The following is a 24,576-nucleotide window of genomic DNA, read 5'->3' on the forward strand; positions in this document are numbered from 1 at the left end:
GTCATGCGGATGGATGACCTGTGCAGGTCAAGACGCACCAGTGCGCGTGTCTTTCACCTGGAAGGCGGTGGATCCGCATCGCGGAGGGCGAAGAAGGTGCGTCGCCCGTCCCGCTGGCGCACCGTCACCGGGAACACCTCGGTCACCGCCTCGACGAAGGCGTCGGTGTCGCGCGCGGTGAACACGCCGTCGATGCGCACGGCCGCGGCCGCCGCGTCGCCGACGGCGAGCGCGTCGTCGGTATGGCGATTGACACGCTCGACCGCCGAGGCCAGCGGCTCGTCGACGAACACCAGCTGCCCGGCTTCCCACGCCAGCGAGCGCTGCGGATCGGCATCGGCGATCCTGGCCGCGGGCGCGTCGATGGCGGCGATCAGCTCGCGGCCCGGCAACAGCAGCGTCCGGTCCGGCGCCGGCGTTTCCGGGTCCAGGCGCACCGGCTCCGGGGGCGCGCCGCGCGCCGGCGCGTCGAACACCGCGACCCGCCCCTCGTACAGGATCACCCGCACATCGCGCTGCAGCAGCTCGACGCTGAAGGCGGTGCCGGTCGCGACCACGGTCTTGGTGGCGGCAGTGACGGTGAACGCGCGCTCCGGGTCCTTGGCGACCTCGAACTTGGCGCGGCCGCGGAGCAGGCGCAGCGCGCGCCGGTCGCGCGACCACGACACGCGGACGCGGGTGTCGGCATCGAGCGAGAGTTCGGAGCCGTCGCGCAGCACCACTTGGCGGCGCTCGCCGGCGCGGGTGTCGTAGGTCTCCGGCCAGCGGCCGAGGCCGCCGGCGAGCAGCGCCAGCAGCAATGTCGCCGCGAGCGCCGCCGCGATCGCGCCGGGCACCGGCACCCGCCAGGCCCAGCGTCGCCGCTGGGCGCGCCGGAATCCGGCCAGCGCCGCGCCGCGCATCGCCAGCAGCCCCGGGGACAGGCCGGCCTCGCCGACGGTGGCCCAGGCGTCCCCGGCGCGGCCGAAGGCGGCGCGGTTGGCCGGGTCGGCGTCCAGCCACTGCGCCAGGCGCTGCCGTTCCTCCGTCGTTAGCGGACGTTCCGCCATGCGCAGCTGCCAGGCGATCGCGCGCCGCGCCGCCGGATCGTCGTGGACCGGGTGCGGCGTCTTCATGCGTCCTTCCCCAGCCGGTCCATCAGGTGCGCCATCGCGCGGAACAGGTGCTTGTCGACCGCGCTGCCGGAAATGCCGAAGGCCTCGGCGATCGCGCGCTTGTCGACGTTCTCGAGCCGGTAGAGCACGAAGATGGTGCGGGTCCGCTCGGGCAGTTCACGCAATCCCCGTTCCACCAGCGCCAGCGATTCGCGGTCGGCCGAGAAGCGCGCCGGATCGAGCGTGTCGATCCCGGCCTCGTCCTCCAGGCTGACCCGCGCGCGGTGGTCCGCGCGCACCTTGTTGCGGCGCCCGCGGTCGCGCAGCAGGTTGGCGGCGACGTGGAAGACGTAGCCGTCGCGGGATTTCAGCTGCCCCAGGTCGATCGTCGCCAGCCGCACGAACACCTCCTGGGTCAGGTCCTCGGCCTCGGCATGGCTGGCTGCCCGGCGCAGGAAATAGGCCATCAGCGCCGGCCGGTAGTGCCGGCTCAGCCGCGAGAGTTCGTTTTCCGGCTCCGGACGCACCCGTTGCTCATCCACGAAAGAGGGTCGGTACCGTACAAGACGCACTAGCGGCGAAAGTATGCATCCGGGGCGCCACGACCCGGCGGCCGGCAGGCGATGCGAGGCGGGACCGGATGCGGGAGGTGCGGGTCCGCCTAGCGTCCGTGGTCCGCCAGCAGGTTCACGATGCGCGGCGTGACCGCTCCGTCCGACACCCGCAGTTCCGCCGCGGTGACCGGCAGCTTGAAGCGCCGCGGGCCGGCGCTGCCGGGATTGACGTACAGCACGCCGTCGCGTTCCTCGATCAGCGGCTTGTGCGAATGCCCCGAGACCACCACGTCGATGCCGGCGGCCGCAGGGTCGAGATCGAGCTGGTTGCGATCGTGCAGTACCAGAAAGCGGAGGCCGGCCAGCTCCACGCGCAGGGTCTCGGGAACGTCCGCGGCCCAGGCGGCGACGTCGATGTTGCCGCGGATCGCGGTGAGCGGCGCGATCGCGGCCAGTTCGTCCAGGATCTCCGGCCGGCCGATGTCGCCGGCGTGGACGATCTGGTCGCAGTCGTGCAGGAAGGCCTGCGCCTCGGGCCTAAGCAGGCCATGGGTGTCGGAGATGAGGCCTATGCGGATCATTGGCGGCTCGCTCGGCTCGGTGTCATGCCTGCGCAGCGATCTTCGTCACAGGTCGAGCAGGCGAGGCGAACTGCCGGTCCATCGGCAGGATCGCGTCGACGCTTCTCCAAGGAGCACACGGTTCCGGAGCCGGCATCGGGGAAAGCGTGATGGCCCGCCGCTCAGTCGTCACGCGCTTCGTCTCCGGTGCGAGTCCGGTGCCGTTGTTCCCTTCGAAGTTGCCGCATGCGCCCATAGCCGACCAGCTTCTTGGCCTTCTCGTCCCACAAGCGGAACGCCAGGGATTTCAGGCTGGACGACAGCGTCAATGGTTTGACCCGCTGGAAGATCGGATCCGCCTCGTGGCATTTCTGCAGGTGGTAGTTGGGGACGCGCGGGCTCAGGTGATGGATGTGGTGGAAGCCGATGTTGCCCGAGAACCACTGCAGGATCCTCGGCAGCTTGTAGAACGAGCTGCCCTGCAGTGCGGCCGCGGTGTAGTCCCAGTCGTCGCCCCGCTCCCAGTACGCGTCTTCGAACTGGTGCTGCACATAGAACAGCCAGACGCCCATCGCACCCGAGATCATGGTGACCGTCAGCTGGATCAGCAGGTACGGGACGATGCCATAGATCCACGACAGCACGACCGCCATGCACAGGATCGCCAGGTTCATCCACCAGACCGAGCGGCGCTCGCGCGGATTCGACTTGGCGGAAGGAAACCGCTGCTCGATCACGAACATGTACAAGGGCGCGATGACGAAGAGCACGAACGGATTGCGCGCCAGGCGGTAGGCGAACCGCTTCCATCGGGACGCATCCAGGTATTCCTGCACCGTCATCGTCCAGACGTCGCCGGTGCCGCGCTTGTCCAGGTGTCCGGCCGTGCCGTGATGGATCGCGTGCTCCCAGCGCCACTGGTAGTAGGGGGTGAACGTCAGCATGCCGGCGATGAAGCCGACGATGTCGTTGGCTCGCCCGGACTTGAAGTACGAGCCGTGCCCGCAGTCATGGAAGATGATGAAGATGCGCACCAGAAAGCCGCTCGCCAGCACCGCCAGCGGCACGATGAGCCACCACGAAACCGAGAGGCTGAGATACATCAGGTACCACAGCAGCACGTACGGGACGAAGGTGTTGGTGATCTGCCATAGCGCACGGGACGTCGACGGCTGCTGATACTTGGCCACGGCCCGTTTCCAGGCCGCCTTGTCTTCCGCGCGAATGGTGGAGGTCGAGAATGAATCGCTGGTCATGTTCGGCGGCGCATCTTGGCCCGTTGCCGCAGGACGCCCCGCCGGGAGGCGGATGGTGTCATGAAACCATCCGGGGGGCGCCGTTCCCTGGCGACGGATACCCGGTGATTGCGGTTCGAAGGCCATGGGCGTTTGGCGAGAGAGCGTCCATCGTCGCGCGTGCGCGATCAAGCGCCTGTCAATCCGCGGCTAACCGGGTGATGCGCCGGGCTGCAACGGGACGTGGGCGTCGGAGATCGGCAGATGCAGATCATCGGCGCGACCATGTCCGGATCTTGTGGGAATGGCGGCGGTATGCCGTCCCGTCGCCACGCCCACAGGAAAGACGACTGTCCGGCAGCGGTAAACCGCCACCCCTCAGGTGCCGCTGCTGCAGGGTGCGCTCATCTGCCCGAGTAGGTCACGGCCTCGATCTTGTTGCCGTCGGGATCGCGGACGAACGCACCGTAGTAGTTCGGGTTGTACTCGGGTCGGAGCCCGGGGACGCCGTCGCTGACGCCGCCGTTGTCCAGGGCCACGCGATGGAACGTGTCCACCTGCGCGCGACTGCCGGCCGCGAATGCGATGTGCACGCCGTTGCCCGGGGTCGCGGGTGTGCCGTCGACCGGGGTGACCAGGCTGAAGAGGAAGGTGCCGGCACCGTAGTGCAGTTCGCCGACGTCCTGTTCGAGCAGGCGCAGGCCGACGACGGCGAGCACCGGGTCATAGAACGCGCGGGCGCGCGCGACGTCGTTGGTACCGAGCGAGACGTGATGGATCATGCGGCGCTCCTGTGCCGGATGGGAACGCCCACAGGGTATGTCGCGGGCGTAGAAGACCGGTGACGGCGACGCGGCTATCGATTGCGCCGCAGATCGCTCACATGCAGTATGCGCTCCACCACGCCGGGCGTGCGTTCGACGGTGACGGTCTGCGCGATCGCATCGATGCGATAGGTCAGGTAGTGCTGCAGCAGCGGTTGGCTCAGCGGCTCGGCGCGGAACGCCGCCAGGCAACTGCCGTCCGGCCAGCGCGCCGAGGGATACAGCAGGCCGGGCAGGCCCTGGGCGGCGGCGTGCTTGCCGATGGCCTGGGTGGCGGCGTAGTCGTCGTCGAGCAGTTCGGGGTGTTCGGCCTCCTTGCCGCGCAGTTCCAGGAACAGGCCGCGGGCGCGCACCTCGTACACCGCGCGGTAGCGGGTGACCGGCGCGGTCACGCCTTCGATCGCGGCCAGCTGCCGCAGCTGGTGCCAGCAGGTCTCGGCGATGCCGGTGGCGGCGTCCAGGGCGCCGTACCAGACGCGCACGCTGCCGTCGCCGTAGCGACTGGCGACGGTGCCGTCGCTGGTGAAGGGATAGCCGATGGCCTGCGAGTAGTGCAGGCCGCGGTCGACCACGCCGGTGCGGGCCGGCCGCATGCGCAGGTCCGCGGCCAGTGCCGCGGCGCGGCCGGCGCCGTCGGGCACCAGGTCGTCGAACAGGTCCGCCGATACCCGCAGCGAGGTGATGTTGCGCAGCAGCCGGCCGTCGAAGTCGGTCAGCCGGTCGTACAGCGACATTTACTGGCCCCGCTGGAAATCGACGAAGCGCGCGATCCGCGCCAGCCCCACCAGGCCTTCCTCGAGCATCACCTCGAGCGGCGTGCGCCCGTCGAGCATCCGGTTGCGCCGGCGCACCCAGCCGAAGCGCAGCTCCGGATCCTCGGGGAACAGCAGGCGCAGGCCCTTGTGGATGCCGAGCAGGTAGCCGGCGCGGTCGAGGGTGTCGCGACTGTTGGGCAGCGCGCGTTCGCCGCGACGGTATTGCGCCAGGACCTTGCGGCTCTCGGGGCTCATGCCGAGCAGGGCCAGCTGCTGTTCGGTCGGCAGCGCCCATTGCTCGAACAGGGCAGCGAGGATCCGGGCGAGATCGCGGCGAGCGTCATCCCGGGCGAGGTCGGGGATACCGGGGAGGGCGTGGGCGGGTGTGGACATGAGAGGGTCGCCTGTGTACGTGGCAACATAATAAGGAGATATAACCCCAAAATCCAGGAGGCTGTGGAATCTTGTTCAGGGCCGGGAGACACACTCCGGGGGCGGCCCCTCTTCGTAGGAGCGCGCCATGCGCGCGATGCCGCGGGCATTTCACCGGCCCGGGATTCCGGCCACCGGCGCGCCTGCCGGCTCGCGACCGGAGCGCCGATGGCTGGGGCCTGTGGACGTCACCCGCATCGCATGCAGGGGCGCATGCGGTACAGCAATTCGAATGCCGAAGGGCGTGGCAGGCGCGCGGGCGTCGCGAATTGCGTCGGCGCGGCAATGGCGGGGCATCGCGCGTATGGCGCGCTCCTACGGTGGCAGCCTTGCTGGCGGGCAACAGTCCCCAGGGGAGACGAGCGAAAAAAAGGGCGCGACTCGCGTCGCGCCCGTGCTTGCCCGCCTTGCGGCGATGAAATCGGTGATTCGGCGGTTACTCGACGGTGAACTCGCGGGTCTGTACCACGGCGTCGTTGAGCAGGATCTCGAGCTTGTATTTGCCTTCCGGCCACGGCTCGGGATTGTTGATGCGGAAATTGGTCACGCCGGTGCCGCTGAAGCTGAGCGTCTCGCTGCTCTCGTCGACCAGCTGGCCATCCTGGTAGGTCCAGCGCGCGACGAGCGTGCCGTCGACGTTGGCGCCGGGATCGCTGGTGGCGGTGCTGACCGAGGCGATGATGGTGTCGTCGGTGGGCGCGAAGCTGGTCTTGGGTTCGGCGACGGGCGCGTTCTCCGCGGCTTCGGTGCCGAGCTGGACGTCGATGACCGTGGCGCTGGCGGCCGGTGCGGCGGGCTCGGCGGCCGGTGCCGGTTCGGTGGCCGGTGGCGTCGTCGGCGTGGCGGCGGTGTCCTCTTGCTGGCGGCAGCCGGCCAGGGCGATGGCGCCGAACAGGGCGGCGGTCAGGATCGGGGTGAGGCGCTGCATGGCGGCATTCCTTGTGTGTGGCCGGATAAGGCGGAAACGAGGTGGGGCGGTCAAGCCGCGTCGGGCGCGTCGTCGTCGAGGTCCGGAATCCGGAGCGTCTGCCCGGGATGGATGAGATCGGGGTTGTCCAGCTGATCGCGGTTGGCCTCGAAGATCGCCTTCCAGTGCTTGGCCGAACCGTAGACCTGCTTGGAGATCTGCGACAACGTGTCGCCCTTCGCGACGGTGTGGCTGCGGGTGTTGCCGGCACCCGCTTCGGTGGAATCGGTGGACGAGCGGACCTTGCTGAAATCCGCCTGCGGGGCCGCCGCCTCGGTGCTGTCGACGCGGCTGCCGACCTTGGAGAAATCAGCCTTGCCGCTGCCCGTCGACGGCGACAGGGTCTGGGGCTCGTCGGATTTCGGGGGCTTGCTCATGGACGGACTCCGCTTGCCGGATTGCAGGCGTGAGCGTCCCACGCGGCCTGTTAAGGAATCATTGCGGCACCGTGAACCCGATGTGGGAATTTCATTGCGGTTGGGGCGCCGTTGCCTGCGCCGGCGCGACTACTGCCGCGATTCGCGCCTCGGCGCAGGGGCCGCCAGCCCGGGCGTGCCGCGCCAGGGATTGATGTCGAGCCCGCCGCGCCGGGTGTAGCGCGCCTCGACCGACAGCGACTGCGGGCGGCAGCGGGCGAGCAGGTCGACGAAGATGCGTTCGACGCACTGCTCGTGGAAGTCGGCGTGGTCGCGGAACGACACCAGGTAGCGCAGCAGGCCGGTGCGATCGATGCGCGGGCCGCGGTAGGCGATGCGCACGCTGGCCCAGTCGGGCTGGCCGGTGACCGGGCAGTTGGACTTGAGCAGGTCCGAGCGCAGTGTTTCGTCCCCGGGATCGGCGGCATCGGCGCGCAGGTGGCCGGGGTCGGGCGGACCGTAAGCGTCGATGTCGATGTCGAGCGCGTCGATGCTGGTGTCTGCGTCGACATCTGCATCGCCGGCCGGCAGGCCGAACGCAACTGCCACCGCGCCGCCGGCGGCCTGCGACAGGTCGCCGGCGATCCGCGCGCGGACGTCGGCGTCGCTGTCGAAGCGGGTGGCGTTGAACGAGTTGAGGTACAGCTTGAGCGACTTCGACTCGACCAGCCGCGGCGAATCAGCCGGCACGGTGAAGGTGGCGGTGGCGACCCGGGGCTTGCCGCGGGCATCGAGCCAGCCGAGTTCGTAGGCGTGCCACCGGTCGTGGCCGATGAACGGCAGCGCATCGCCAAGGCCGAGCGCATCGCGGCCGAGCTTGCGCGCGATCGGATACAGCAGCGAGGCGTCGTAGTGGCGTGGGTAGGCGGTCTCGCGGCCGAGGACCGGGGTACGGGGGGCATCCATCGCGCCATTTTAGCGCCGCCGGTCGCCACGGTTACGCCGCGACATGAACCGCCCGCTGCCGTCCAACGGGCCACGCGCGCGCCTTCCGGCATTCCAGCCGCCGCCCGTAGGAGCGCGCCATGCGCGCGATGCCGCGGGCATTTCGCCGCCACGGGATTCCGGTCACCCGCGCGCCCTCCGGCTCGCGACGGAACCGCCGATGCCCGGGATCGTCACCAGCACGGCGCATCCGGGCGGTGCGGGTGCCGGAAGGGTGCGGCAGGCGCGCCGGAATCGCGAATGCGTTGGCGCAGCCGTGCCCGCGGCATCGCGCGCATGGCGCGCTCCTACGAACGGATATGCGCGACGATCAGCTCTCGCCGTCGTGCAGGTAATCCAGTGCCACCTGCAGCATCGCCCGGAAGCCGAGGTCGAGCGCGGATTCGTCGACGTCGAACTGCGGCGAATGATTGCTCGGCGCCGCGGCCGGATCCTCGCCCACCGGCGTGGCGCCGACGAAGAAGAACAGTCCCGGCACCTGTTGCGCGTACAGCGAGAAATCCTCGGCGCCCATGATCAGCGGCAGTTCGACCAGCTTGCCGGCGCCGGCCGCGGCGGCCAGGCTCGGGCGCATGCGCTCGGTCAGCGCTTCGTTGTTGAAGGTGACCGGATTGCCGGCGTCCGCCGGGATCTGCGCCTCGACCGTGGCGCCGTTGGCGGCGGCCACGTGCTCGGCGATGTGGTTCAGCCGCGCGAACACGTCCTTGCGCATGTCCTCGTCGAAGGTGCGGATGGTGCCGACTAGCTCCACCTCGTCGGGAATGATGTTGTAGCGGATGCCGCCGTTGATCGCGCCGAAGGTGACCACCACCGGCTGCTTGCTGATGTCCATCTGCCGGCTGACGATGGTCTGCGCCTGGGAGATGATCTGCGCGCTGGCGACGATCGGGTCCACCCCGCCCCATGGCCGCGAACCGTGCGTCTGCCGGCCGATCACCTTCAGGCCGAAGCGGTCGGACGCGGCCATCATCGGCCCGGCGCGCACGCCGACCTGGTCGGCGTTGAGGGTGCTGAAGACGTGCAGGCCGAACACCGCGTCGGGCGTGAACTCCTCGAACACGCCTTCCTTCAGCATCAGCGCCGCGCCGCCCTCCTCGCCTTCGGGCGCGCCCTCCTCGGCCGGCTGGAACACGAACAGGATCTCGCCCGGCAGTTCCTCGCGCATGCCCACCAGTGCCTCGGCCACGCCCATCAGGATCGCGGTGTGGGCGTCATGGCCGCAGGCGTGCATCACCCCGGTGGTCTGGCCGCGGTAGGTGTCGGTGACCTTGGAGGCGAACGGCAGCCCGGTCTGCTCGGTGACCGGCAGCGCGTCCATGTCGGCGCGCAGCGCGATGCGCGGGCCGGGCCTGCCGCCCTTGAGCACCGCGGTCACGCCGGTGTGGGCGATGCCGGTCTTCGGCTCCAGTCCCAGCGACCGCAGGTGCTCGGCGACCAGCTCCCCGGTGCGCGTCTCGCGATTGCTGAGCTCGGGATGCGCATGGATGTCACGGCGCCAGGCGACCACCTTGTCCTGCAGCGCCTGCGCGGCGGTGACGACTTCTGCGCGCGGCGCGGCGGGGTCCTGGGCGGCCGCTGTCGCCGCGGCGAAGGATGCGATCGCCAGCAGCGCGGCGGCGAAACGGACACAAACGGACATCGGCGAACTCCAGGCAAGGGACCGGGCGATGCTAACCCGAGCGTCTAAATGTCGTGAAACCGTCCCGCATCGCCGGCGCGTGCCCGACGCGCCTCTCTTGGGGACTCTCCCCGTGGCGATCGGTGCCGAGATCCTGACGGCGGCCGGGCACAGCCGCCTCCGTAGGAGCGTGCCATGCGCGCGATGCCGGCGGGTTCGGACGCGCCCGGAATCGCCGCCGACCCCCGCCGGAGCCTCCCGCGGCTTCGCGGCCATGGGCCGCTCCTACGAAGGCGGCTGTTCCGTAGGAGCGCGCCATGCGCGCAATGTCCGCGCCAAACGACGATACGGTAGCGGTTTCGGACACGCTGCGGTTGCCGAAGCCGTGCCGACTGGGCCGACGATGCCGGTTTCGCGCGCATGGCGCGCTCCTACGGGATCGGCGCCCTGGATCCGGAACGCATCACCGCCCGGACGGGACCGCTCAGAACGCCTCGTCGAACGCCACCTCGCCCTGCACGCCGACCTGGTAGGCGGACACGCGCCGCTCGAAGAAGTTGGTCAGCTCCTGCACGTCCTGCAGGTCCATGAAGCCGAACGGGTTGTGCGAACCGAAGTGTTTGGGAAATCCCAGTTGCGCCAGGCGCTGGTCGGCGCAGTACTGCAGGTATTCGCGCATGTCCTTGATCGACAGCCCGGCGACGCCGCCGGACAGCGTATCCTCGGCGAACGCGACCTCGCAGTCGACCGCCTCGCGCAGCATCTCCACCACCTGCGCCTTGAAGACCTCGTCGACCAGGTCCGGCTCCTCCTCGCGCGCGGTGCGGATCACCTCGAACGCGAACGCCATGTGGCAGCTCTCGTCGCGGAACACCCAGTTGGTGCCGGCGGCCAGGCCGTTGAGCAGCCCGCGCGAGCGCAGGTAGTAGACGTACGCGAAGGCGCCGAAGAAGAACAGGCCCTCGATGCAGGCGGCGAAGCACACCAGGTTGAGCAGGAATTGCTGGCGCTGTTCGCGTGTCTCGATCCGTCGCAGGTCCTGGATCGAGTCGATCCACTTGAAGCAGAACTCAGCCTTCTTGCGGATCGACGGGATGTTCTCGGTGGCGGCGAAGGCCTTGGCGCGCGCGTCCGGGTCCGGCAGGTAGGTGTCGAGCAGCGTCAGGTAGAACTGCACGTGCAGCGCTTCCTCGTACAGCTGCCGCGACAGGTACATGCGCGCCTCGGGCGCGTTGATGTGGGTGTAGAGGTTGAGCACCAGGTTGTTGGAAACGATCGAGTCGCCGGTGGCGAAGAACGCGACCAGGCGCTCGATCAGGTGGCGCTCGGCCGGTCCGAGCTTGTGCTTCAGGTCGTGGGTGTCGAGCGAGAAGTCCACTTCCTCCACCGTCCAGGTATTGCGGATGGCGTCGCGGTACATCTCGTAGAACTGCGGATAGCGCATGGGGCGCAGGGTGAGTTCGAAGCCGGGATCGAGAAGGCGAGGAGTGAGTGAAGAGGAGTGAGAAACGAGAGATGATGGCGCTGTGCCGACATTGGAGGTCATATGCATTACCGGAAGACGGTGGTATGGAGTAAGGCGATGGAGGTTGCGCAGGAAACGTACCGGCTGGTGCCTTTGCTGCCGCGAGAAGAAACCTATGGCGTCCGCAGCCAGATGACGCGGGCAGTGGTGTCAGTACCCTGCAATATTGCCGAGGGCTGGACGAGGGAATCGAAGAAGGAAAAGGCCCAGTTCCTGGCGATCGCCCAAGGTTCGGCGGCTGAACTGGAAACGCTCCTGACCTTGTGCGAGCAGCTCGGCTGGTTTCCGGAGCCGAGTACAGCGAGACTCCGGCAGCAACTGGATGAAGTCAGCCGCATGCTGACGACCCTGCGACGCAGGAGCAGGAACGAACGAGCGAGAAACGAGTGACCGCTTGTTTTCTGCTTTTACTCATTTCTCACTCCTCATTTCTCACTCCTATTTCACTGGCAGGCTTCGCAGGCCTCCGGGTTCTCCAGTGAGCAGGCGATGGCGTCGGTGGGCGCGACCTCCGGTTTTGGCGCCTCGGCCGCGATACCGCCGATGGTCGCCTTGGCGATCTTGGTCGCCGGCCGCGAGCGCAGGTAGTACGTGGTCTTGATGCCGCGCTTCCAGGCATGCATGTACATCGACGACAGCGCGCCGATCTTCGGGCTCTCCATGAACAGGTTGAGCGACTGGCTCTGGTCGATGAAGGCGCCGCGCTCGGCGGCCATGTCGATCAGTGCGCGCATCGGCAGTTCCCAGGCGGTGCGATAGATCGCGCGCAGCACGTCCGGGATCTCGGCCACGCCCTGGATCGAGCCCTCGGCGCGCTTGATCGCTTCGCGCATCTCCGACGTCCACAGGCCCAGCTTCTTCAGCTCCTCGACCAGGTAGCGGTTGACCTGCAGGAAGTCGCCCGACAGCGTTTCGCGCTTGAACAGGTTGCTGACCTGCGGCTCGATGCATTCGTAGCAGCCGGCGATCGAGGCGATGGTGGCGGTCGGCGCGATCGCGATCAGCAGCGAGTTGCGCAGGCCGTGCTCGCGGATGCGCGCACGCAGCGCCTCCCAGCGCCCGGTGTCCGCCGGCGTCACGCCCCAGGCATCGAACTGCAGCGCGCCGTCGGCGGCGCGGGTGTCGGCGAAGGACGGGTGGCGGCCGCGTTCGACGGCCAGCTCGCACGAGGTCTCCAGCGCGTGGAAGTAGATCTCCTCGGCGATGCGCGCCGACAGCGCCCGCGCCTGCTCGCCGTCGAACGGCAGCCGCAGACGGAAGAACACGTCCTGCAGGCCCATGCAGCCCAGGCCGACCGGGCGCCAGCGCAGGTTGCCGCGGCGCGCGGACTCGATCGGATAGAAGTTGAGGTCGATGACGCGGTCGAGCTGGCGCACCGCCAGGCGCACGGTCTCGGCCAGCTTGTCGAAATCGAACTGCCCGTCGTCGTCGAAATGCCGGGCCAGGTTGATCGAGCCGAGATTGCAGACCGCGGTCTCCTCGGCCGAGGTGATCTCGAGGATCTCGGTACACAGGTTCGACAGATGGATCACGTTGCCGGCCTTTGCGGTCTGGTTGCCGGCGCGGTTGCAGGTGTCCTTGAAGGTCATCCAGCCGTTGCCGGTCTGCGCCAGGGTGCGCATCATCCGCGCATACAGCTCGCGCGCCTTGACCGTGCGCACCGCCTTGCCCTGCTGCTCGGCCTGCACGTAGGCGCGCTCGAACGCCTCGCCGTACAGGTCGGTGAGCGCCGGCACCACGCGCGGATCGAACAGCGACCACTCGGCGTCGGCCTCGACCCGCTGCATGAACAGGTCGGGGATCCAGTTGGCGAGGTTGAGGTTATGGGTGCGGCGCGCGTCGTCGCCGGTGTTGTCGCGCAGCTCCAGGAATTCCTCGACGTCGGCGTGCCAGGGCTCCAGGTACACGCAGGCCGCGCCCTTCCGTTTTCCACCCTGATTGACCGCCGACACCGAGGAATCGAGCGTCTTCAACCACGGCACGATGCCGTTGGAGTGGCCGTTGGTCGACTTGATCAGCGATCCGCGCGAACGCACCCGGGTGTAGCTGACGCCGATGCCGCCGCTGAACTTCGACAGCTGGGCGATGTCGCCGTAGCGCTGGTAGATCGACTCCAGCGTGTCCTGCGGCGAGTCGAGCAGGAAACAGCTCGACAGCTGCTCGTGGGTGGTGCCGGAGTTGAACAACGTCGGCGAACTCGGCAGGTAGTCCAGCTGCCCCATGCGCCGGTACAGCGCCAGCGCCTCGGGCACGTCCTCGCTCAGCGCGCAGGCGATGCGCATGAAGAACTGTTGCGGGGTCTCGAGGACCTTGCGCGCATGCGGATGGCGCAGCAGGTAGCGGTCGTACAACGTGCGCAGGCCGAAGTAGTCGAAGCCCATGTCCAGCGCCGGGTCGATGGCGTCGTTGAGCTTGCGCGCGTTGGTCTGCACGAAGTCGAGCAGGCGGTCGTTGATCAGGCCGAGTTCGTGGCCGCGCATCACCGACTGCGAGAAGGCGTGGATCTCCTGTCCCATCACCTCCTTGCCGATCACGTTGGCCAGCAGGCGCGCGGCCAGGCGGCTGTACTCGGGCTCCTCGGCGGTCAGCAGCGCCGCGGTGCGGATCGACAGCTCGTCGAGTTCGCGGGTGCTGGCGCCGTCGTAGAGGCCGGAGATGGTGCGCGTGGCCACGCGCATCGGATCGATCGCGTGCAGCCCTTCGCAGCAGCGCTGTACCGCGCGCACGATCTTGTTGAGGTCGACCGGCTCGCGGCTGCCGTTGCGCTTGGTCACGTGCATCGCGGTGGCGGTGGGCGGCGGGGTCAGCAGGAAGGACGGATCCTGCTGCGCGGCCGGTTCGACGGTCGCGACGGCGTCGTTCTGGTTCATTTCGGTGTTCTCCATGCGGGACGCACAGCCGCCTGACCCGCGCAGGCGGCAGAGGACACGGGCGCGCGACGGCGATGACGTCGTCGCGGCCTCGCCCCCTCGGGCGCGCGGTCTCGTCGCAGGATGGGAAAGCGGCGTCGCAGCGGTCGCGACCGCATCCGGTGACGGACGGCCGCGCGTCTGCTTCGCCAGCCATCTCCCCCCGGAGAATCCGCAGCCGGCACCGCGCGTCGTGCTTCGCGCGGCTGTCGGCAGGTCTTCGGACTTACGGGCGGAGCGAAGAGTGAGAAGTGAGGAGTGAGAAACGAGTCAGCGCCCGACGCGGCCGCCCTGCTTTTACTCGTTTCTCACTCCTCTCCACTCACTCCTGCTTTTCCTAGCCCGCCGCTTCCCGAGGCTGTGCCTCAGTGCTCTGTGGCGGGGTCGTTCCCAATTACCGCTGCGGGGCAGTGCCGGACTGGCCGCATCCTGGTTCGATGGGCGTCACCGGCTTCCCGTTTTCATCCGGCGGGTAGCGACCGCCGGAACCGACGACCACAAGATAGTGGGGGAGCCATGATCCGTCAACGCTAAATGTGGTGCGCGTCCGTTGCGGCGGGCGGCAACACCATCCGCTGCATCAGGTGTCGCAGGGTGATGGCGGGATCGGCATCGCAGTGCCCAGTGTGCACGGGCGACATCTGGATGACGGCGCTGCGTCGGGCGGTCAGCGAATGGAAACGCGCGCGTGGCGGCAATTGCCCGATCGGGCCGCTGCCCGGGCCACCACGACAGACCGCCACGATCGCATCGAGATGGCGGCGCAGGGCGTCGAGGTCGACGGTCGGGTCGAGCGCGCGCAGCCGTGCCGGCGCCAGCGCGACCGCGGCGTCGAGAAAGCCGAGCGCCGGGCAGGACAGCAGCACGCCGACGTTGACGAACTCCTCGCGCTCGACCCGCGGCACGACGCGGATCACCGCATAGTCATACAGATGCGCGTGCACGCAGGGCCTCCTCCACGAAGACGTGCCGCACCTGCAGGCGCCGGCACAGGTGCTCGATGTAGCCGTCGCGGCGCGATTGCACCGTCGCGACCTCCGCGGTCTCGTCCAGCCACTCGTCCGGCACCAGGTCGATCGCGCGCCGGATCAGGGCCTCGTCCAGTGCCGCCGCCATCCGCGCGTCCACCGCTTCCAGCGTGTCCGCGAACGGCAGCAGCACATGGTCGACGATCATCGGGAATGGACTAGCAGCCGCCTTGCCGGCGCTGTCCCAGTCGTGGTGGAAGTACAGGGCGGCGCCATGGTCGATCAGCATCAGGCGCTGATGCCAGATCATCAGGTTCGGATTGCGCGCGGTGCGGTCGACGTTGCTGACATAGGCGTCGAACCAGACGATGGCCGAGGCGAGGTCGCTGTCGGGTCGGTCGGCCACGGGGTCGAAGGCGATCGCGCCGGGTAGGTAGTCCAGGCCGAGGTTGAGTCCGGCGCTGGCGCGGATCAGCGCCTGGATCTCGGGATCGCCTTCGGTCCGGGCGAGCTCCGGGTCCAGCGTGATCTTCACGATCTCCGGCACCGGAAGCCCGAGCGAGCGCGCGAGTTCGCCGGCGATCAGTTCGGCCACCAGTGCTCTCGGCCCCTGGCCGGCGCCACGGAACTTGAGCACGTACATCCCCTCGTCGTCGGCCTCGATCACCGCAGGCAGCGAGCCGCCCTCGCGCAGCGGCGTGACATAGCGGGTGGTGCGGACCGTTCTCAGGGTCGGGCTCCCGAAGGCAGGCCGCAGATGGTACCCGTCGCCGCTGCCGTGCGCCGGGGCGTCGACCGACGGCGCCTCCGCGAGGCGGCGCCGGTTCCCGAGGCCACCGGCGGTCTGCGGGCGCGGCGCCGCCGGGTCCGGCAGGCGACAATCGCGGCATGGACGCGGACCTGCGCACCCGTCTCGATGCCTGCGGCGACGGCCTGCACGCGCTGGTGCTGGCCGACGGCCGCGCCGTGATCGCCAAGCGACGCGGCGATGCGCCGGCGGGATTCTTCGCGATGGAGGCCCATGGCCTGGCGTTGTTGCGCGAAGCGCGTGGGCTGCGGGTTCCGGCCGTGATCGCGCTCGCCGACGACGCGCTGGTGCTCGAGGATCTCGGCCGCGGCCGGCCGTCGCCAGCGGCCTGGGCGCGCGCCGGACGCGCGCTGGCGCGGCAGCATGCGTGTGCCGCAGACCGTTTCGGTCTCGACCGCGACGGCTGGTGCGGCAACAGCGCCCAGGCCAACACGCCGATGGCCGACGGCTGGCGCTTCTTCGCCGAATGCCGGCTGCTGCCACAGGCGCGCCGCGCCCGCGACGGCGGACGCCTCGACCGTGCCGACGTCGCCGCGGTCGAGCGCCTGTGCGCCGCATTGCCGGCACGCATTCCGGCGCAGCCGCCGGCGCTGCTGCACGGCGACCTGTGGCGCGGCAACCTGCATGCCTGCGGCGACGGCGAGCTGGCGCTGATCGACGCCGGCGCGGTGCATCACGGCTGGGCCGAGGCCGACCTGGCGATGCTGACGTTGTTCGGCGAACCGCCGGCGGGCTTCCTCGATGCCTACCACGAGGCGGCGGGCGGCGACGCCGGCTGGCGCGCGCGCGCGCCGCTGTACAACCTCTACCACCTGCTCAACCACCTCAACCTGTTCGGCCGCGGCTACCTGGAGGCGGTGCGGCGCGTCCTGCGAGCGCCATGAACTCGCGGACGCCGCATTGGCGCGGCGCGGGCCCGTCGCCGTAGATGCGTCGGTCGGGCGGTAGGTACTGGCATCGGGATCGTCGCCCGCGCAAGCCGGGACGCGAAACAGGCCAAGGCAACGGCCAGCAGCACGGACGCGAGGTGCGGGTGCCCGGGTCGTTGCCTGCGCTCAGTCGCCGCGCATGCGCAGCATCCATTCGCGTAGCTCGGGATCAGGATGTCCGCCCACGATCTCGTCGAAGGTGCCGGGGGCCTCGTCCTGCCCGAGCTTGAAGGTGGCATGCGTGCGCTCGACATGTGCGCGGAACGCGATGATCCGTTCGCGCAGCGGTGCATAGCGTGCGCCCATGCGGTCGACCGTCCACGGGTCGGCGCGGCCCGCTTCGAGGTGGCGGGCGAGGCGTTCGAGCGCGTCGTCGGTCTCGTCGGGTACGAACTCGATCCGGACGTGGAAGCGCGCCACCGCATAGTTCCATGTCGGGCCCCAGGTCGGGTTCGATACCAGCCGCGGCGCGACATAGCCTTGCGGCCCCTGGAACAGCAGCAGCGCCCGCGGCGCGGCCTGCAGCCCGGCGACCAGCGGATTGCCGCGGGCAAGGTGGCCGAACAGCGAGACGATGCGGCCGTCGTCGCTGCATTCGGCGAGCAGCGGCAGGGGCGTGGCCGCTGCATCCGCCTCCAGCGGAACGACCCAGGCGAGCGGATAGGCGTTGACCAGGGCCAGCACGTCTTCGTCGCTGCGCGGGGCGAATGCCGGGCTCATGCCGCGAGAAGCCTCGGTTTCAGCCAGCGCGCGGCGTCGTCCAGTGCGCGGTTGCTCAGGCGGGAGATCGACATCGCCTCGAGGAAGCTGTGGGTCGCGCCCGCGTAGGTGTGGCTCTCGACGTCGACGCCCGCGCTGCGCAGCGCCTCGGCCATGGCATGGTTGCCGTCGGCGAGGATGTCGCACTCGGCGACCGCCATGAACGCCGGCGGCAATCCCCGCAGGTCGGCGCGCATGGGGATCGCGAGCGGGTCGTTGCGGTCGGCGTCGCCGCGCAGGTAGTTGTTCCAGAAACGGCGCATCTCGTCGGCTTCGAGCATGTACGACGGGCCATCGTAGCGTGTCCACGATGCCGTCGGCCGATCGCTGTAGACGCCGTAGTTGAGCAGCATCGCCGACAGCATCGGCCGGCCGAGGTCACGCAGCCGCAACTGGCTGGCGATGGCGAGGTTGGCGCCGGCGGAGTCGCCGCCAACGGCGATCCTCGACGTGTCGAGGCCGTGGGTCGCACCGTGCTGGCGCACCCATTCGATCGCGTCCACCGTTTCCTCGATGGCGCGCGGGAACCTGGCCTCCGGCGACAGGCTGTAGTCCACGGCGACCACCGCGACCCCCGCGCGCGCGGCGTACTCGCGCATCAGGCGGTCATGGGTGTCGATGCTGAACATCGTCCAGCCACCACCGTGCAGATAGACCAGCGAAGGCAGGGGGCCGTCGTCGGCATGTGGGCGCAGGATGCGCGCGCGGGTCTGCAGGGCACCGATGCGCAGTTCCGGCGACGCGGCCATCTCCGGGCCCCCGCTTGCCCACGGCGCGCGCACCTGTTCGGCGATGCGGCGCGCCTCCGCCAGCGACGCCGAGGCGAAGTCGGGAAACGCCGCGTACCCGGCGTTCATCCGCTGCAGGAAGACGCGGATCTCCGGATCGACGTCATCCTGGCCTGCGGCATGGGGCTGTTCGCTGGCACTGCTCATGGCTCCTCCCCTCGGAGGGGAGACGTTACCGTCCCTGGCGCGCCAGCGTCTGGCCGGCGCAGGCCGAAGACTCTTGCGGTCGGGCCAGATGTGCGCGTGGCCGGGACGGCGGCGTTGCGCGACCGCGGCAATTGCGGTCAGATCGGGTGGAACGACGGGGCATCGGGAGGCCTGCGCGGTGAAGCACAGCCAGGACTATCCACTAAAGGCCAGGCCGATGATCGGGCTCGAGGACGAATACCCGGCCGGTTTCGTCGACCCCAGGCACTGCCATGCGCACGCGCAGTTCCTGTACGCCTGCGCGGGCGTGATGTCGGTGGTCACCCCGCAGACGAGCTTCGTGATCCCGCCGCAGCGGGCCGTGTGGCTGCCGGCGGAGATGGTGCACGAGGTATCGTGCCGCGGCGCGGTGTCGCTGCGCACGCTGTACATCGATCCGCTGTACGACACCGACCCGAACAGCTGCCGGGTGCTCGAGGTCTCGGATTTTCTGAAGGCGCTGGTGCTGGAGGTCGTGAAGTTTCCGGCCGAGTACGACCTGGAGGGTCGAGAGGGCCGGATCGTCCACCTGCTGCTCGACGAGATCCGGCGCATGCCGAGCGCTCCCTATCACGTGCCGATGCCCACCGACCCTCGGCTGGTGCGCCTGTGCAAGGCCATCATCGCCAATCCCGCCGACCACCGCGACATCGATGCGCTGTCGTCGCTGATCGGCATGAGCCGGCGCACGTTCACGCGCGCGTTCAAGCAGGAACTGGGCATGGGATTCGCGCTGTGGCGCCAGCAGGTCAGGCTGATGGCGGCGGTGTCGCTGCTGGCCGCCGGGCGTACGATCACCTCGGTCGCACTCGAGGTCGGCTACGAGAGTCCGAGCGCCTTCACGGCGATGTTCCACCGCGCCTTCGGTGAACCGCCGAGCGCCTACGCCTCGCGCTGAGCGACGCGGCTCGCGCCGGTGCGGGAATGGCGGAAGCCGTCGCCGGCGTAGCGCCACGGGCCGGCCAGCAGGTATCGCCGGAGGATGGTTGCGGGGAGGGCGCCGGCGCCGGCCGCCGCGCGATCGTCAGCCCTGGTGTTCGCGCGCCAGGTATTCGGCGCTGCGCATCTCGATCAGGCGCGAGGCGGTGCGTTCGAAGGCGCCCTGCAGGCGCTCGCCGACGTAGAGCTCCGGCGGCTCGGCGGCAGCGGTACAGACCAGGTTGACGTGGCGGTCGTAGAGCTCGTCGACCAGGGTGACGAAGCGGCGTGCGGCATCGTCGCGGCGGCCGTCCAGTACCGGCACGCCACCCAGCAGCACGGTGTGGAACTCGCGCGCGATCTCGATGTAGTCGTTGGCGCCGCGCGGGCCTTCGCACAACGCATCGAAGTCGAACCAGGCCATGCCGGGCGCACGCGCGCGTACCGCGATGCGGCGGCCCTCCACCTCGATGCCGGCGTCGCGGTGGCCGTCATCGCCGCCGAGCTCGCGCCAGCGCCGCTGCAGCCATGCGTCCGCGTCGTCGTCGAGCGGCGCGCGGTACACCGGCGAGCGGGTCAGCGCGCGCAGCCGGTAGTCGGTGTCGCTCTGCATGTGCAGCACGTGGCAATGGTGTTCGATCAGTTCGATCGCCGGCAGGAAGCGCACGCGCTGCAGGCCGCCCCGGTACAGGTCGGAAGGCGCGGTATTGGAACTGGTGACCAGCACCATCGATTCGGCGAACATCCGCTCCAGCAGCCGCGCCAACAACATGGCGTCGCCGATGTCGCTGACGAAGAACTCGTCCAGCACCAGCACCCGCAGTCCGGCCTCGCGCCAGCCGTGCACGATCGCCGCCAGCGGATCGCGCTCGCCGCTGTGCGCGCGCAGCCCGGCGTGCACCTCGCGCATGAAGCGGTGGAAATGGGTGCGGCGCTTGCCCTCGCCGCGGCCGCGTTCGGGCGTCGCGCCGTCGAGCGCCTCGGGCTTGAGGTCGCGCAGCGCCAGGCCGCGGAAGAACAGGTCGATCAGGAAGGTCTTGCCGCGGCCCACGCCGCCCCACAGGTACAGGCCCGGCACCGGATCGGGGGCGCCGCCGAGCAGCCGGCCCAGCAGGCCGCCACGGGCGGGCGCGGCCGACAGCGCCGCGTGGATGCGGTCGAGCTCGCGCAGTACCGCGCGCTGTGCCGGGTCGTCCTGCCAGTCGTCGCGGGCGATGCCGGCGTCGTAGGCCTGCGATGGCGTTGGCGCCGCCTCCGCCTCAGCCATGGGCGCCGGGCGGAGCAGGCAGGTAGGGGCGCACCCCGTTCTTGACCGCGCCACGCAGGTCCATCAGCTTGCGGTGGAAGAAGTGGCCGGTGTCGGGCATGCGCACCAGCTCGGCCTGCGCCCCGCGCGTTTCCAGCCAGTCGTAGACCGACTGCGGATCGACGATTTCGTCGGCTTCGCCCTGGATCACCAGCCAGGGGCAGGCCGGCAGCTCGATGTCCTCGAAATCCCAGCGCCCGGCCGGCGGCGCGACCGAGATCAGCATCGCCGGCTGCAGGTCTGCCGTGGCGCGGATCGAGACGTAGGCGCCGAAGCTGAAGCCGGCGAGCCACAATGCATCGTCCGGGCACTGCGCGCGCACCCAGGTGGCCACCGCGCGCAGGTCGTCGAGCTCACCCTTGCCCTCGTCGAACTCGCCCTCCGACTCGCCGGTGCCGCGGAAGTTGAAGCGCACCGTGGTCGCACCGAGTTCGCGCAGCGCGCGCCCGATCATCGTGACCACCTTGTTGTGCATCGTGCCGCCCTCGGTCGGCAGCGGGTGGCAAAGCACCGCGACCAGCGGGCGCGGCGGCGCCTCGTCGGGTCGGTCGACGGCGACCTCCAGCTTGCCGGCCGGGCCGGGCAGGACGAGGGCGGCCGATTCGGCGGGGAAGACGGGGGCGTCCATGGCCACGATCATAGGGGGTGTGGCGTTCACGGTGTGCGCAGGCGTAGCCCGACCAGCAGCGGATCGTGGTCGGAACTGCGCCACGGGCCTTCGCCGGAAGTGTCGCCGTTGCTTGCACGATAGCCGACGTTCGCCGGCTCATCGGCGTTGTTGTGCCATTCCGCGGCCCCTGCCAGGCGTGCCGCCAAGGTCGGGCTGAGAAAGGCGTGGTCGAGCCGGCCGGCTCGGCCGTCGTAGACGTAGCTGTAGGGCCGGGTGGTGCCTTCGAGCGCATCCCGCCAGCCGGCGTCGCGAAGCATGCGGATCGGATCTTCCATCGCATAGGCGTTCAGATCACCGACGATCGCCGCAAGATCGCTGCCTGAACCTGTGGGATCGGTCTCCAGCCAATCCAGGAGCTGCCGCGCCGAATCGCGCCGCACGGCGTTCCAGCAGCCCTGGCCGTCGTCCTGATCGCGGTTGTCGCCGCCGGCGTCGCCGCAGCCCTTGGACTTGAAGTGGTTGACGACGACGGTGAACACCGGGCCGGCGTCGGTGCCGGCTGCGACCGGGACGAACGCCTGCGCCAGTGGTGCGCGGCTGCGGTGGCGGAACGGTCCGCTCTCGAGCGTGGCCGCCGCGCCGACCGCGCGGATCCGCGTGCCGCGATGGAGCAGGCCGACGCGGATGACGTCGTCGCCCGGTCCCGAGCCGGCATCGACGAAGCGCCAGTCGCCGCCGTTGCGGTTCAGCGCCGCCACCAGCCGGGCGATGCTGGAGTCCGGCCCGTAGCCGTCGTTCTCCAGCTCCATCAGCGCGACGATGTCGGGCTCGAGCGCGGCGATCGTCGCCACCAGGCGCGCGAGCTGTGCGTCCAGTTCCGCCGGCGAGCGCGCGCCGCGCTCGGTGGGAAAGCCGCCGCCCCGGCCGTTGCCGTTGAACAGGTTCTCGAGGTTCAGCGTGGCGATGCGGACGTCGCCGCCGACCCGCGGCGGCGGCGGCCGCGGCGCGGGCTGCAGGCGGACCGGCGCGGTCAGCTGCAGGCGGTAGCGGCCGAAGCGTTCATCGACGATGCCCACGATGTCTTCCACCACGCTGCCCGCACGCGGCGACTGTGCATCGTCGGGCAGGTACCAGACCCGGGCGGGATCCTGGTCGGCGCGGGCATCGTCGAGCAGCAGCGTACGGCGAGCGTTGTCGGCGGCGACCGCGGCCGCCTCGCGGCCGGGGCTGGCGATCTCGGTGGGGGCGAACAGGCGCCCGTCGAAGGCGGTGACCAATGCGCCGCGGCGGGCGAGGTCGTGCTGGCCGTTGACCGTCAGCGGGGCGTCGATCCGGACCTGCATGCCTTCGTAACGTTCCCAGTCGTCCGGAGGCGCTGCGATGGCGACGACCGTGACATCGCCGCGACCCAGCGGCTCGACCGCGAGCGGCCGCAGCGCGGTCACGGTGGCGTCGCCGTCGCCGTGCTCGAGCACGCGGCCGCGCACCCGCACGCGCTCGCCCTGGCGCACCTCGAAGGCGTTCTCGGCGAGCACGAACAGGCCGTCGGCGGTGGCCGGGTTGCCGTCGCCGGCGTCCTGCAGGAACCAGCCGCCCAGATGGCGGCCGAAGTTGCCGGTGACCACGCCCTCCACGGTGACCTCGCGCCCCTCGAGCGGGCTGCGGGCACCATCGCCCTGCACCGCGCCGATGGCCTCGGTATCGCCCCCGGTCGCCTGCGGTGGCGCGACGGGCGGATCGCAGGCGGCCAGCAGCATGGCCAGGGCGAACGGCAGGATGGCACGCATCGGAATCTCCTCGGTCGGCCGGCGCAAACGCAAACGCAAACGCCGCCCGGAGGCGGCGTCGTGCGTACGGCCCGGGGACCGAGCTTACTTCAGGTTCTCGATCATCCAGTCCACCGCCGCGATTACCTGTTCGTCGCTCAGCGCCGGGTTGCCGCCGCGCGGCGGCATGACACCGGCCGCGCCGGTGAAGCCCTCGATCGCATGCCGGTGCAGGGTGTCGTCGCCCTGGGCGATGCGCGCGTCCCACTGCGCCCGCTCCAGCGTCGGCGCGCCGCCGGCGCCGCTGGTGTGGCAGCCGGCACACAGGTTCTGGTAGATCACCGAGCCGTCGGTGGTGCCGCCGTAGGCGACCTGTGAGGCCGCGGCCGCGGCTTCCGCGGCGCTGGCCGCGGCCTGTGCCGCGGCGCCGGTGGCGCCGGCGTAGACCTCGCCGGCCGGTGCGATCCGGTCGAGCCGCTGCTGGACCACCGCATCGGGCACCTCGGCCGGGATCGCGCGGTGCAGCCAGGCGGCCAGGCCGATCAATCCCGCGGTGACCAGCATCAGGAACAGGATCACCAGCGAGAACTTCTTCAGGAAATCGAGATCGTAATTGCGCACGAAAACACCCTTGGCACGTGGCCGCGCGGCCACAGCTAGCGGCGGAGTATAGAACACGCGATAGCCGGCTCATCCCGGCCCGGCGGCCGTACGACGGCGATCACAGCGAGGTTTTACAGCGAAGCTGGCGCGCCTGGAGGGATTCGAACCCCCGACCAATGGCTTCGGAAGCCACTACTCTATCCGGCTGAGCTACAGGCGCACGGGTCGCGCATTTTAGCGGAAATCGAACCGTTATTGCCTACCACGCCGGATTGCGATGGTTCTCGCGGCGGATTGGGCAGATAGAATGCGTTGACTCCCGCGGAAGACGATCCATGCGCCCGTACCGTGCAAGCCGTGTCGCCGCGCGACCCAGAGCCCGTTCGCTGCGTCCGGGCTGAGCCTCCGCATGGGCTGGCACTGGTGGACGCCCGCCGGCGATCTGCTGCTGATATGGCCGGCGGCCCTGCTGACCGCAGGGCTGCTGGCGCGCCAGGGTGGACGATCCGCGCGGGCGGTCTGGCACTGGCCGTTGTGGCTCGGAGTGGCCAGCCTGCTGGTGGCCGCCAGCAAGGTCGCATTCTATGGCTGGGGCACCGGGATACGGGCCTGGAACTTGAGCTGCTTCAGCGGACATGCGGTGCTGGCCCTGGGGTTCTGGCCGGCGTTCCTGGCGGTGCTGGTGCCCCCGCAACGGCCGGGCCTGCGCACGGCAATGGTCGCCGCGGGACTATGTCTGGGCCTGTTGGTCGGCCTGTCGCGGGTCACACTGGGCTTGCATCCGCCGTCCGAGGTGCTGGCGGGGATTGGGCTCGGTGGCGGGGCGGCATGGCTGGCGCTGCGCGCCGTGCGCGGAATCCGGCTGCCGTTGGGTCGTGGATCGGCTGCGCTGGCGATGCTGTTGGCAGTGGGACTGTGGGGCGGCAGCCGGCTCGCGCCGTCGCTGCCCACCGAGCATTGGTTCCGCCAGGCTGCGATCGTGCTGTCGGGCAACGAGCAGCCGTACTCGCGCCGCATATGGCGGCAGGCGGAGCGGCTACCGGAGCGGAGCTAGCGTGGAGGCGCGGAGTTGCTGAACGCGACCAGGTCGTCATCCCCGAT

At 69.8% G+C, this 24,576-nt stretch carries 25 protein-coding genes, 1 tRNA gene and 1 riboswitch; of the genes, 4 read left to right on the plus strand and 22 right to left on the minus strand.

The window, feature by feature from the left end:
* Window positions 1-53: 53 nt before the first annotated feature.
* The 12 genes from FXO19_RS17045 to FXO19_RS17100 all read right to left on the minus strand — a co-directional run bounded on the left by FXO19_RS17045 (window position 54) and on the right by FXO19_RS17100 (window position 10,844).
* The gene (locus FXO19_RS17045; protein WP_149196319.1) at window positions 54-1,115 is read right to left on the minus strand and encodes a FecR family protein; all 1,062 of its coding nucleotides are present in this window, start codon (window positions 1,113-1,115) and stop codon (window positions 54-56) included.
* A complete protein-coding gene (locus tag FXO19_RS17050; RefSeq protein ID WP_223115539.1) occupies window positions 1,112-1,636 on the minus strand; it encodes an RNA polymerase sigma factor in 525 nt (174 codons plus the stop codon). The genes FXO19_RS17045 and FXO19_RS17050 overlap by 4 nt, the downstream gene beginning before the upstream one ends.
* Before the next feature lie 119 nt (window positions 1,637-1,755).
* Window positions 1,756-2,229 (minus strand): metallophosphoesterase family protein, encoded by a 474-nt coding sequence (locus FXO19_RS17055; protein WP_149196320.1) that lies wholly within the window; start codon window positions 2,227-2,229, stop codon window positions 1,756-1,758.
* A gap of 161 nt (window positions 2,230-2,390) precedes the next feature.
* Window positions 2,391-3,464, minus strand: coding sequence for a fatty acid desaturase (locus FXO19_RS17060; RefSeq protein ID WP_149196321.1), 1,074 nt, complete (start codon window positions 3,462-3,464; stop codon window positions 2,391-2,393).
* A gap of 383 nt (window positions 3,465-3,847) precedes the next feature.
* Complete coding sequence (locus FXO19_RS17065) at window positions 3,848-4,225, minus strand: VOC family protein (RefSeq protein WP_149196322.1); 378 nt, start codon at window positions 4,223-4,225, stop codon at window positions 3,848-3,850.
* A gap of 74 nt (window positions 4,226-4,299) precedes the next feature.
* Window positions 4,300-5,001, minus strand: coding sequence for an RES family NAD+ phosphorylase (locus FXO19_RS17070; protein ID WP_149196323.1), 702 nt, complete (start codon window positions 4,999-5,001; stop codon window positions 4,300-4,302).
* Window positions 5,002-5,415 (minus strand): antitoxin Xre/MbcA/ParS toxin-binding domain-containing protein, encoded by a 414-nt coding sequence (locus FXO19_RS17075; protein WP_149196324.1) that lies wholly within the window; start codon window positions 5,413-5,415, stop codon window positions 5,002-5,004.
* Between the two features lie 475 nt (window positions 5,416-5,890).
* Window positions 5,891-6,382, minus strand: coding sequence for a hypothetical protein (locus FXO19_RS17080; RefSeq protein ID WP_149196325.1), 492 nt, complete (start codon window positions 6,380-6,382; stop codon window positions 5,891-5,893).
* A gap of 50 nt (window positions 6,383-6,432) precedes the next feature.
* Window positions 6,433-6,798, minus strand: a complete 366-nt coding sequence (locus FXO19_RS17085) for a LysM peptidoglycan-binding domain-containing protein (RefSeq protein WP_149196326.1) — start codon at window positions 6,796-6,798, stop codon at window positions 6,433-6,435.
* A 129-nt stretch (window positions 6,799-6,927) separates the two neighbouring features.
* Complete coding sequence (queF, locus tag FXO19_RS17090; protein WP_149196327.1) at window positions 6,928-7,743, minus strand: NADPH-dependent 7-cyano-7-deazaguanine reductase QueF; 816 nt, start codon at window positions 7,741-7,743, stop codon at window positions 6,928-6,930.
* A 349-nt stretch (window positions 7,744-8,092) separates the two neighbouring features.
* A complete protein-coding gene (locus FXO19_RS17095; RefSeq protein WP_149196328.1) occupies window positions 8,093-9,421 on the minus strand; it encodes an amidohydrolase in 1,329 nt (442 codons plus the stop codon).
* A 463-nt stretch (window positions 9,422-9,884) separates the two neighbouring features.
* A complete protein-coding gene (locus FXO19_RS17100; protein ID WP_255516482.1) occupies window positions 9,885-10,844 on the minus strand; it encodes a ribonucleotide-diphosphate reductase subunit beta in 960 nt (319 codons plus the stop codon).
* A 102-nt stretch (window positions 10,845-10,946) separates the two neighbouring features.
* On the opposite strand from FXO19_RS17100, the gene FXO19_RS17105 reads away from it, so the two are divergent.
* The gene (locus FXO19_RS17105) at window positions 10,947-11,315 is read left to right on the plus strand and encodes a four helix bundle protein (protein WP_149196330.1); all 369 of its coding nucleotides are present in this window, start codon (window positions 10,947-10,949) and stop codon (window positions 11,313-11,315) included.
* 53 nt (window positions 11,316-11,368) lie between these two features.
* Here FXO19_RS17105 and FXO19_RS17110 read toward each other — a convergent pair whose 3' ends face one another.
* The 3 genes from FXO19_RS17110 to FXO19_RS17120 all read right to left on the minus strand — a co-directional run bounded on the left by FXO19_RS17110 (window position 11,369) and on the right by FXO19_RS17120 (window position 15,532).
* Entirely contained in the window at window positions 11,369-13,795 is a 2,427-nt protein-coding gene (locus FXO19_RS17110) for a ribonucleoside-diphosphate reductase subunit alpha (protein WP_149196331.1), read from the minus strand.
* Between the two features lie 233 nt (window positions 13,796-14,028).
* Window positions 14,029-14,342: riboswitch (cobalamin riboswitch) on the minus strand.
* A gap of 22 nt (window positions 14,343-14,364) precedes the next feature.
* Window positions 14,365-14,778, minus strand: coding sequence for a DUF3037 domain-containing protein (locus FXO19_RS17115; RefSeq protein ID WP_149196332.1), 414 nt, complete (start codon window positions 14,776-14,778; stop codon window positions 14,365-14,367).
* Window positions 14,759-15,532: a HipA family kinase gene (locus FXO19_RS17120; protein ID WP_149196369.1), complete on the minus strand. Its 774-nt coding sequence runs from the start codon at window positions 15,530-15,532 to the stop codon at window positions 14,759-14,761. Before FXO19_RS17120 ends, FXO19_RS17115 begins: the two co-directional genes overlap by 20 nt.
* Before the next feature lie 158 nt (window positions 15,533-15,690).
* On the opposite strand from FXO19_RS17120, the gene FXO19_RS17125 reads away from it, so the two are divergent.
* Window positions 15,691-16,494, plus strand: a complete 804-nt coding sequence (locus tag FXO19_RS17125) for a fructosamine kinase family protein (RefSeq protein ID WP_149196333.1) — start codon at window positions 15,691-15,693, stop codon at window positions 16,492-16,494.
* A gap of 171 nt (window positions 16,495-16,665) precedes the next feature.
* On the opposite strand, the gene FXO19_RS17130 is transcribed toward FXO19_RS17125, so the two are convergent.
* Complete coding sequence (locus tag FXO19_RS17130; RefSeq protein WP_149196334.1) at window positions 16,666-17,259, minus strand: FMN-binding negative transcriptional regulator; 594 nt, start codon at window positions 17,257-17,259, stop codon at window positions 16,666-16,668.
* Entirely contained in the window at window positions 17,256-18,233 is a 978-nt protein-coding gene (locus FXO19_RS17135) for an alpha/beta hydrolase fold domain-containing protein (RefSeq protein ID WP_149196335.1), read from the minus strand. Before FXO19_RS17135 ends, FXO19_RS17130 begins: the two co-directional genes overlap by 4 nt.
* A 178-nt stretch (window positions 18,234-18,411) precedes the next feature.
* Between FXO19_RS17135 and FXO19_RS17140 the strand changes: the two genes are divergently transcribed.
* On the plus strand, window positions 18,412-19,170 hold the full coding sequence (locus FXO19_RS17140; RefSeq protein WP_223115540.1) for an AraC family transcriptional regulator: 759 nt from the start codon (window positions 18,412-18,414) through the stop codon (window positions 19,168-19,170).
* 126 nt (window positions 19,171-19,296) lie between these two features.
* Here FXO19_RS17140 and zapE read toward each other — a convergent pair whose 3' ends face one another.
* The 5 genes from zapE to FXO19_RS17165 all read right to left on the minus strand — a co-directional run bounded on the left by zapE (window position 19,297) and on the right by FXO19_RS17165 (window position 23,695).
* Window positions 19,297-20,457 carry a cell division protein ZapE gene (zapE, locus tag FXO19_RS17145; RefSeq protein ID WP_149196337.1) on the minus strand — a complete coding sequence of 387 codons (1,161 nt, stop codon included), beginning with the start codon at window positions 20,455-20,457 and terminating at the stop codon, window positions 19,297-19,299.
* Window positions 20,450-21,124 carry an alpha/beta hydrolase gene (locus tag FXO19_RS17150; RefSeq protein WP_149196338.1) on the minus strand — a complete coding sequence of 225 codons (675 nt, stop codon included), beginning with the start codon at window positions 21,122-21,124 and terminating at the stop codon, window positions 20,450-20,452. Before FXO19_RS17150 ends, zapE begins: the two co-directional genes overlap by 8 nt.
* Before the next feature lie 26 nt (window positions 21,125-21,150).
* A complete protein-coding gene (locus tag FXO19_RS17155) occupies window positions 21,151-22,899 on the minus strand; it encodes an ExeM/NucH family extracellular endonuclease (protein WP_425481493.1) in 1,749 nt (582 codons plus the stop codon).
* A gap of 78 nt (window positions 22,900-22,977) precedes the next feature.
* On the minus strand, window positions 22,978-23,493 hold the full coding sequence (locus FXO19_RS17160) for a c-type cytochrome (RefSeq protein ID WP_149196340.1): 516 nt from the start codon (window positions 23,491-23,493) through the stop codon (window positions 22,978-22,980).
* Between the two features lie 125 nt (window positions 23,494-23,618).
* A tRNA-Arg gene (locus tag FXO19_RS17165) sits at window positions 23,619-23,695 on the minus strand.
* Window positions 23,696-23,884: 189 nt separating this feature from the next.
* Between FXO19_RS17165 and FXO19_RS17170 the strand changes: the two genes are divergently transcribed.
* Window positions 23,885-24,529 carry a phosphatase PAP2 family protein gene (locus tag FXO19_RS17170; RefSeq protein WP_149196341.1) on the plus strand — a complete coding sequence of 215 codons (645 nt, stop codon included), beginning with the start codon at window positions 23,885-23,887 and terminating at the stop codon, window positions 24,527-24,529.
* Window positions 24,530-24,576 lie beyond the last annotated feature (47 nt).

The sequence above is a fragment of the Luteimonas suaedae genome (genome assembly GCF_008312895.1).
Lineage (GTDB): Bacteria > Pseudomonadota > Gammaproteobacteria > Xanthomonadales > Xanthomonadaceae > Luteimonas > Luteimonas suaedae.

What these genes read in the sequence shown, in the direction of transcription:
- FXO19_RS17135 (WP_149196335.1), bottom strand. Translation starts at nt 18,233, where the DNA reads ATGAGCAGTGCCAGCGAACAGCCCCATGCCGCAGGCCAGGATGACGTC.
- zapE (WP_149196337.1), bottom strand. Translation starts at nt 20,457, where the DNA reads ATGGCTGAGGCGGAGGCGGCGCCAACGCCATCGCAGGCCTACGACGCC.
- FXO19_RS17100 (WP_255516482.1), bottom strand. Translation starts at nt 10,844, where the DNA reads ATGCGCTATCCGCAGTTCTACGAGATGTACCGCGACGCCATCCGCAAT.
- FXO19_RS17105 (WP_149196330.1), top strand. Translation starts at nt 10,947, where the DNA reads ATGCATTACCGGAAGACGGTGGTATGGAGTAAGGCGATGGAGGTTGCG.
- FXO19_RS17055 (WP_149196320.1), bottom strand. Translation starts at nt 2,229, where the DNA reads ATGATCCGCATAGGCCTCATCTCCGACACCCATGGCCTGCTTAGGCCC.
- FXO19_RS17125 (WP_149196333.1), top strand. Translation starts at nt 15,691, where the DNA reads ATGGACGCGGACCTGCGCACCCGTCTCGATGCCTGCGGCGACGGCCTG.
- FXO19_RS17150 (WP_149196338.1), bottom strand. Translation starts at nt 21,124, where the DNA reads ATGGACGCCCCCGTCTTCCCCGCCGAATCGGCCGCCCTCGTCCTGCCC.
- FXO19_RS17070 (WP_149196323.1), bottom strand. Translation starts at nt 5,001, where the DNA reads ATGTCGCTGTACGACCGGCTGACCGACTTCGACGGCCGGCTGCTGCGC.
- queF (WP_149196327.1), bottom strand. Translation starts at nt 7,743, where the DNA reads ATGGATGCCCCCCGTACCCCGGTCCTCGGCCGCGAGACCGCCTACCCA.
- FXO19_RS17080 (WP_149196325.1), bottom strand. Translation starts at nt 6,382, where the DNA reads ATGCAGCGCCTCACCCCGATCCTGACCGCCGCCCTGTTCGGCGCCATC.
- FXO19_RS17085 (WP_149196326.1), bottom strand. Translation starts at nt 6,798, where the DNA reads ATGAGCAAGCCCCCGAAATCCGACGAGCCCCAGACCCTGTCGCCGTCG.
- FXO19_RS17170 (WP_149196341.1), top strand. Translation starts at nt 23,885, where the DNA reads ATGGGCTGGCACTGGTGGACGCCCGCCGGCGATCTGCTGCTGATATGG.
- FXO19_RS17075 (WP_149196324.1), bottom strand. Translation starts at nt 5,415, where the DNA reads ATGTCCACACCCGCCCACGCCCTCCCCGGTATCCCCGACCTCGCCCGG.
- FXO19_RS17130 (WP_149196334.1), bottom strand. Translation starts at nt 17,259, where the DNA reads ATGAGCCCGGCATTCGCCCCGCGCAGCGACGAAGACGTGCTGGCCCTG.
- FXO19_RS17095 (WP_149196328.1), bottom strand. Translation starts at nt 9,421, where the DNA reads ATGTCCGTTTGTGTCCGTTTCGCCGCCGCGCTGCTGGCGATCGCATCC.
- FXO19_RS17060 (WP_149196321.1), bottom strand. Translation starts at nt 3,464, where the DNA reads ATGACCAGCGATTCATTCTCGACCTCCACCATTCGCGCGGAAGACAAG.
- FXO19_RS17110 (WP_149196331.1), bottom strand. Translation starts at nt 13,795, where the DNA reads ATGAACCAGAACGACGCCGTCGCGACCGTCGAACCGGCCGCGCAGCAG.
- FXO19_RS17045 (WP_149196319.1), bottom strand. Translation starts at nt 1,115, where the DNA reads ATGAAGACGCCGCACCCGGTCCACGACGATCCGGCGGCGCGGCGCGCG.
- FXO19_RS17065 (WP_149196322.1), bottom strand. Translation starts at nt 4,225, where the DNA reads ATGATCCATCACGTCTCGCTCGGTACCAACGACGTCGCGCGCGCCCGC.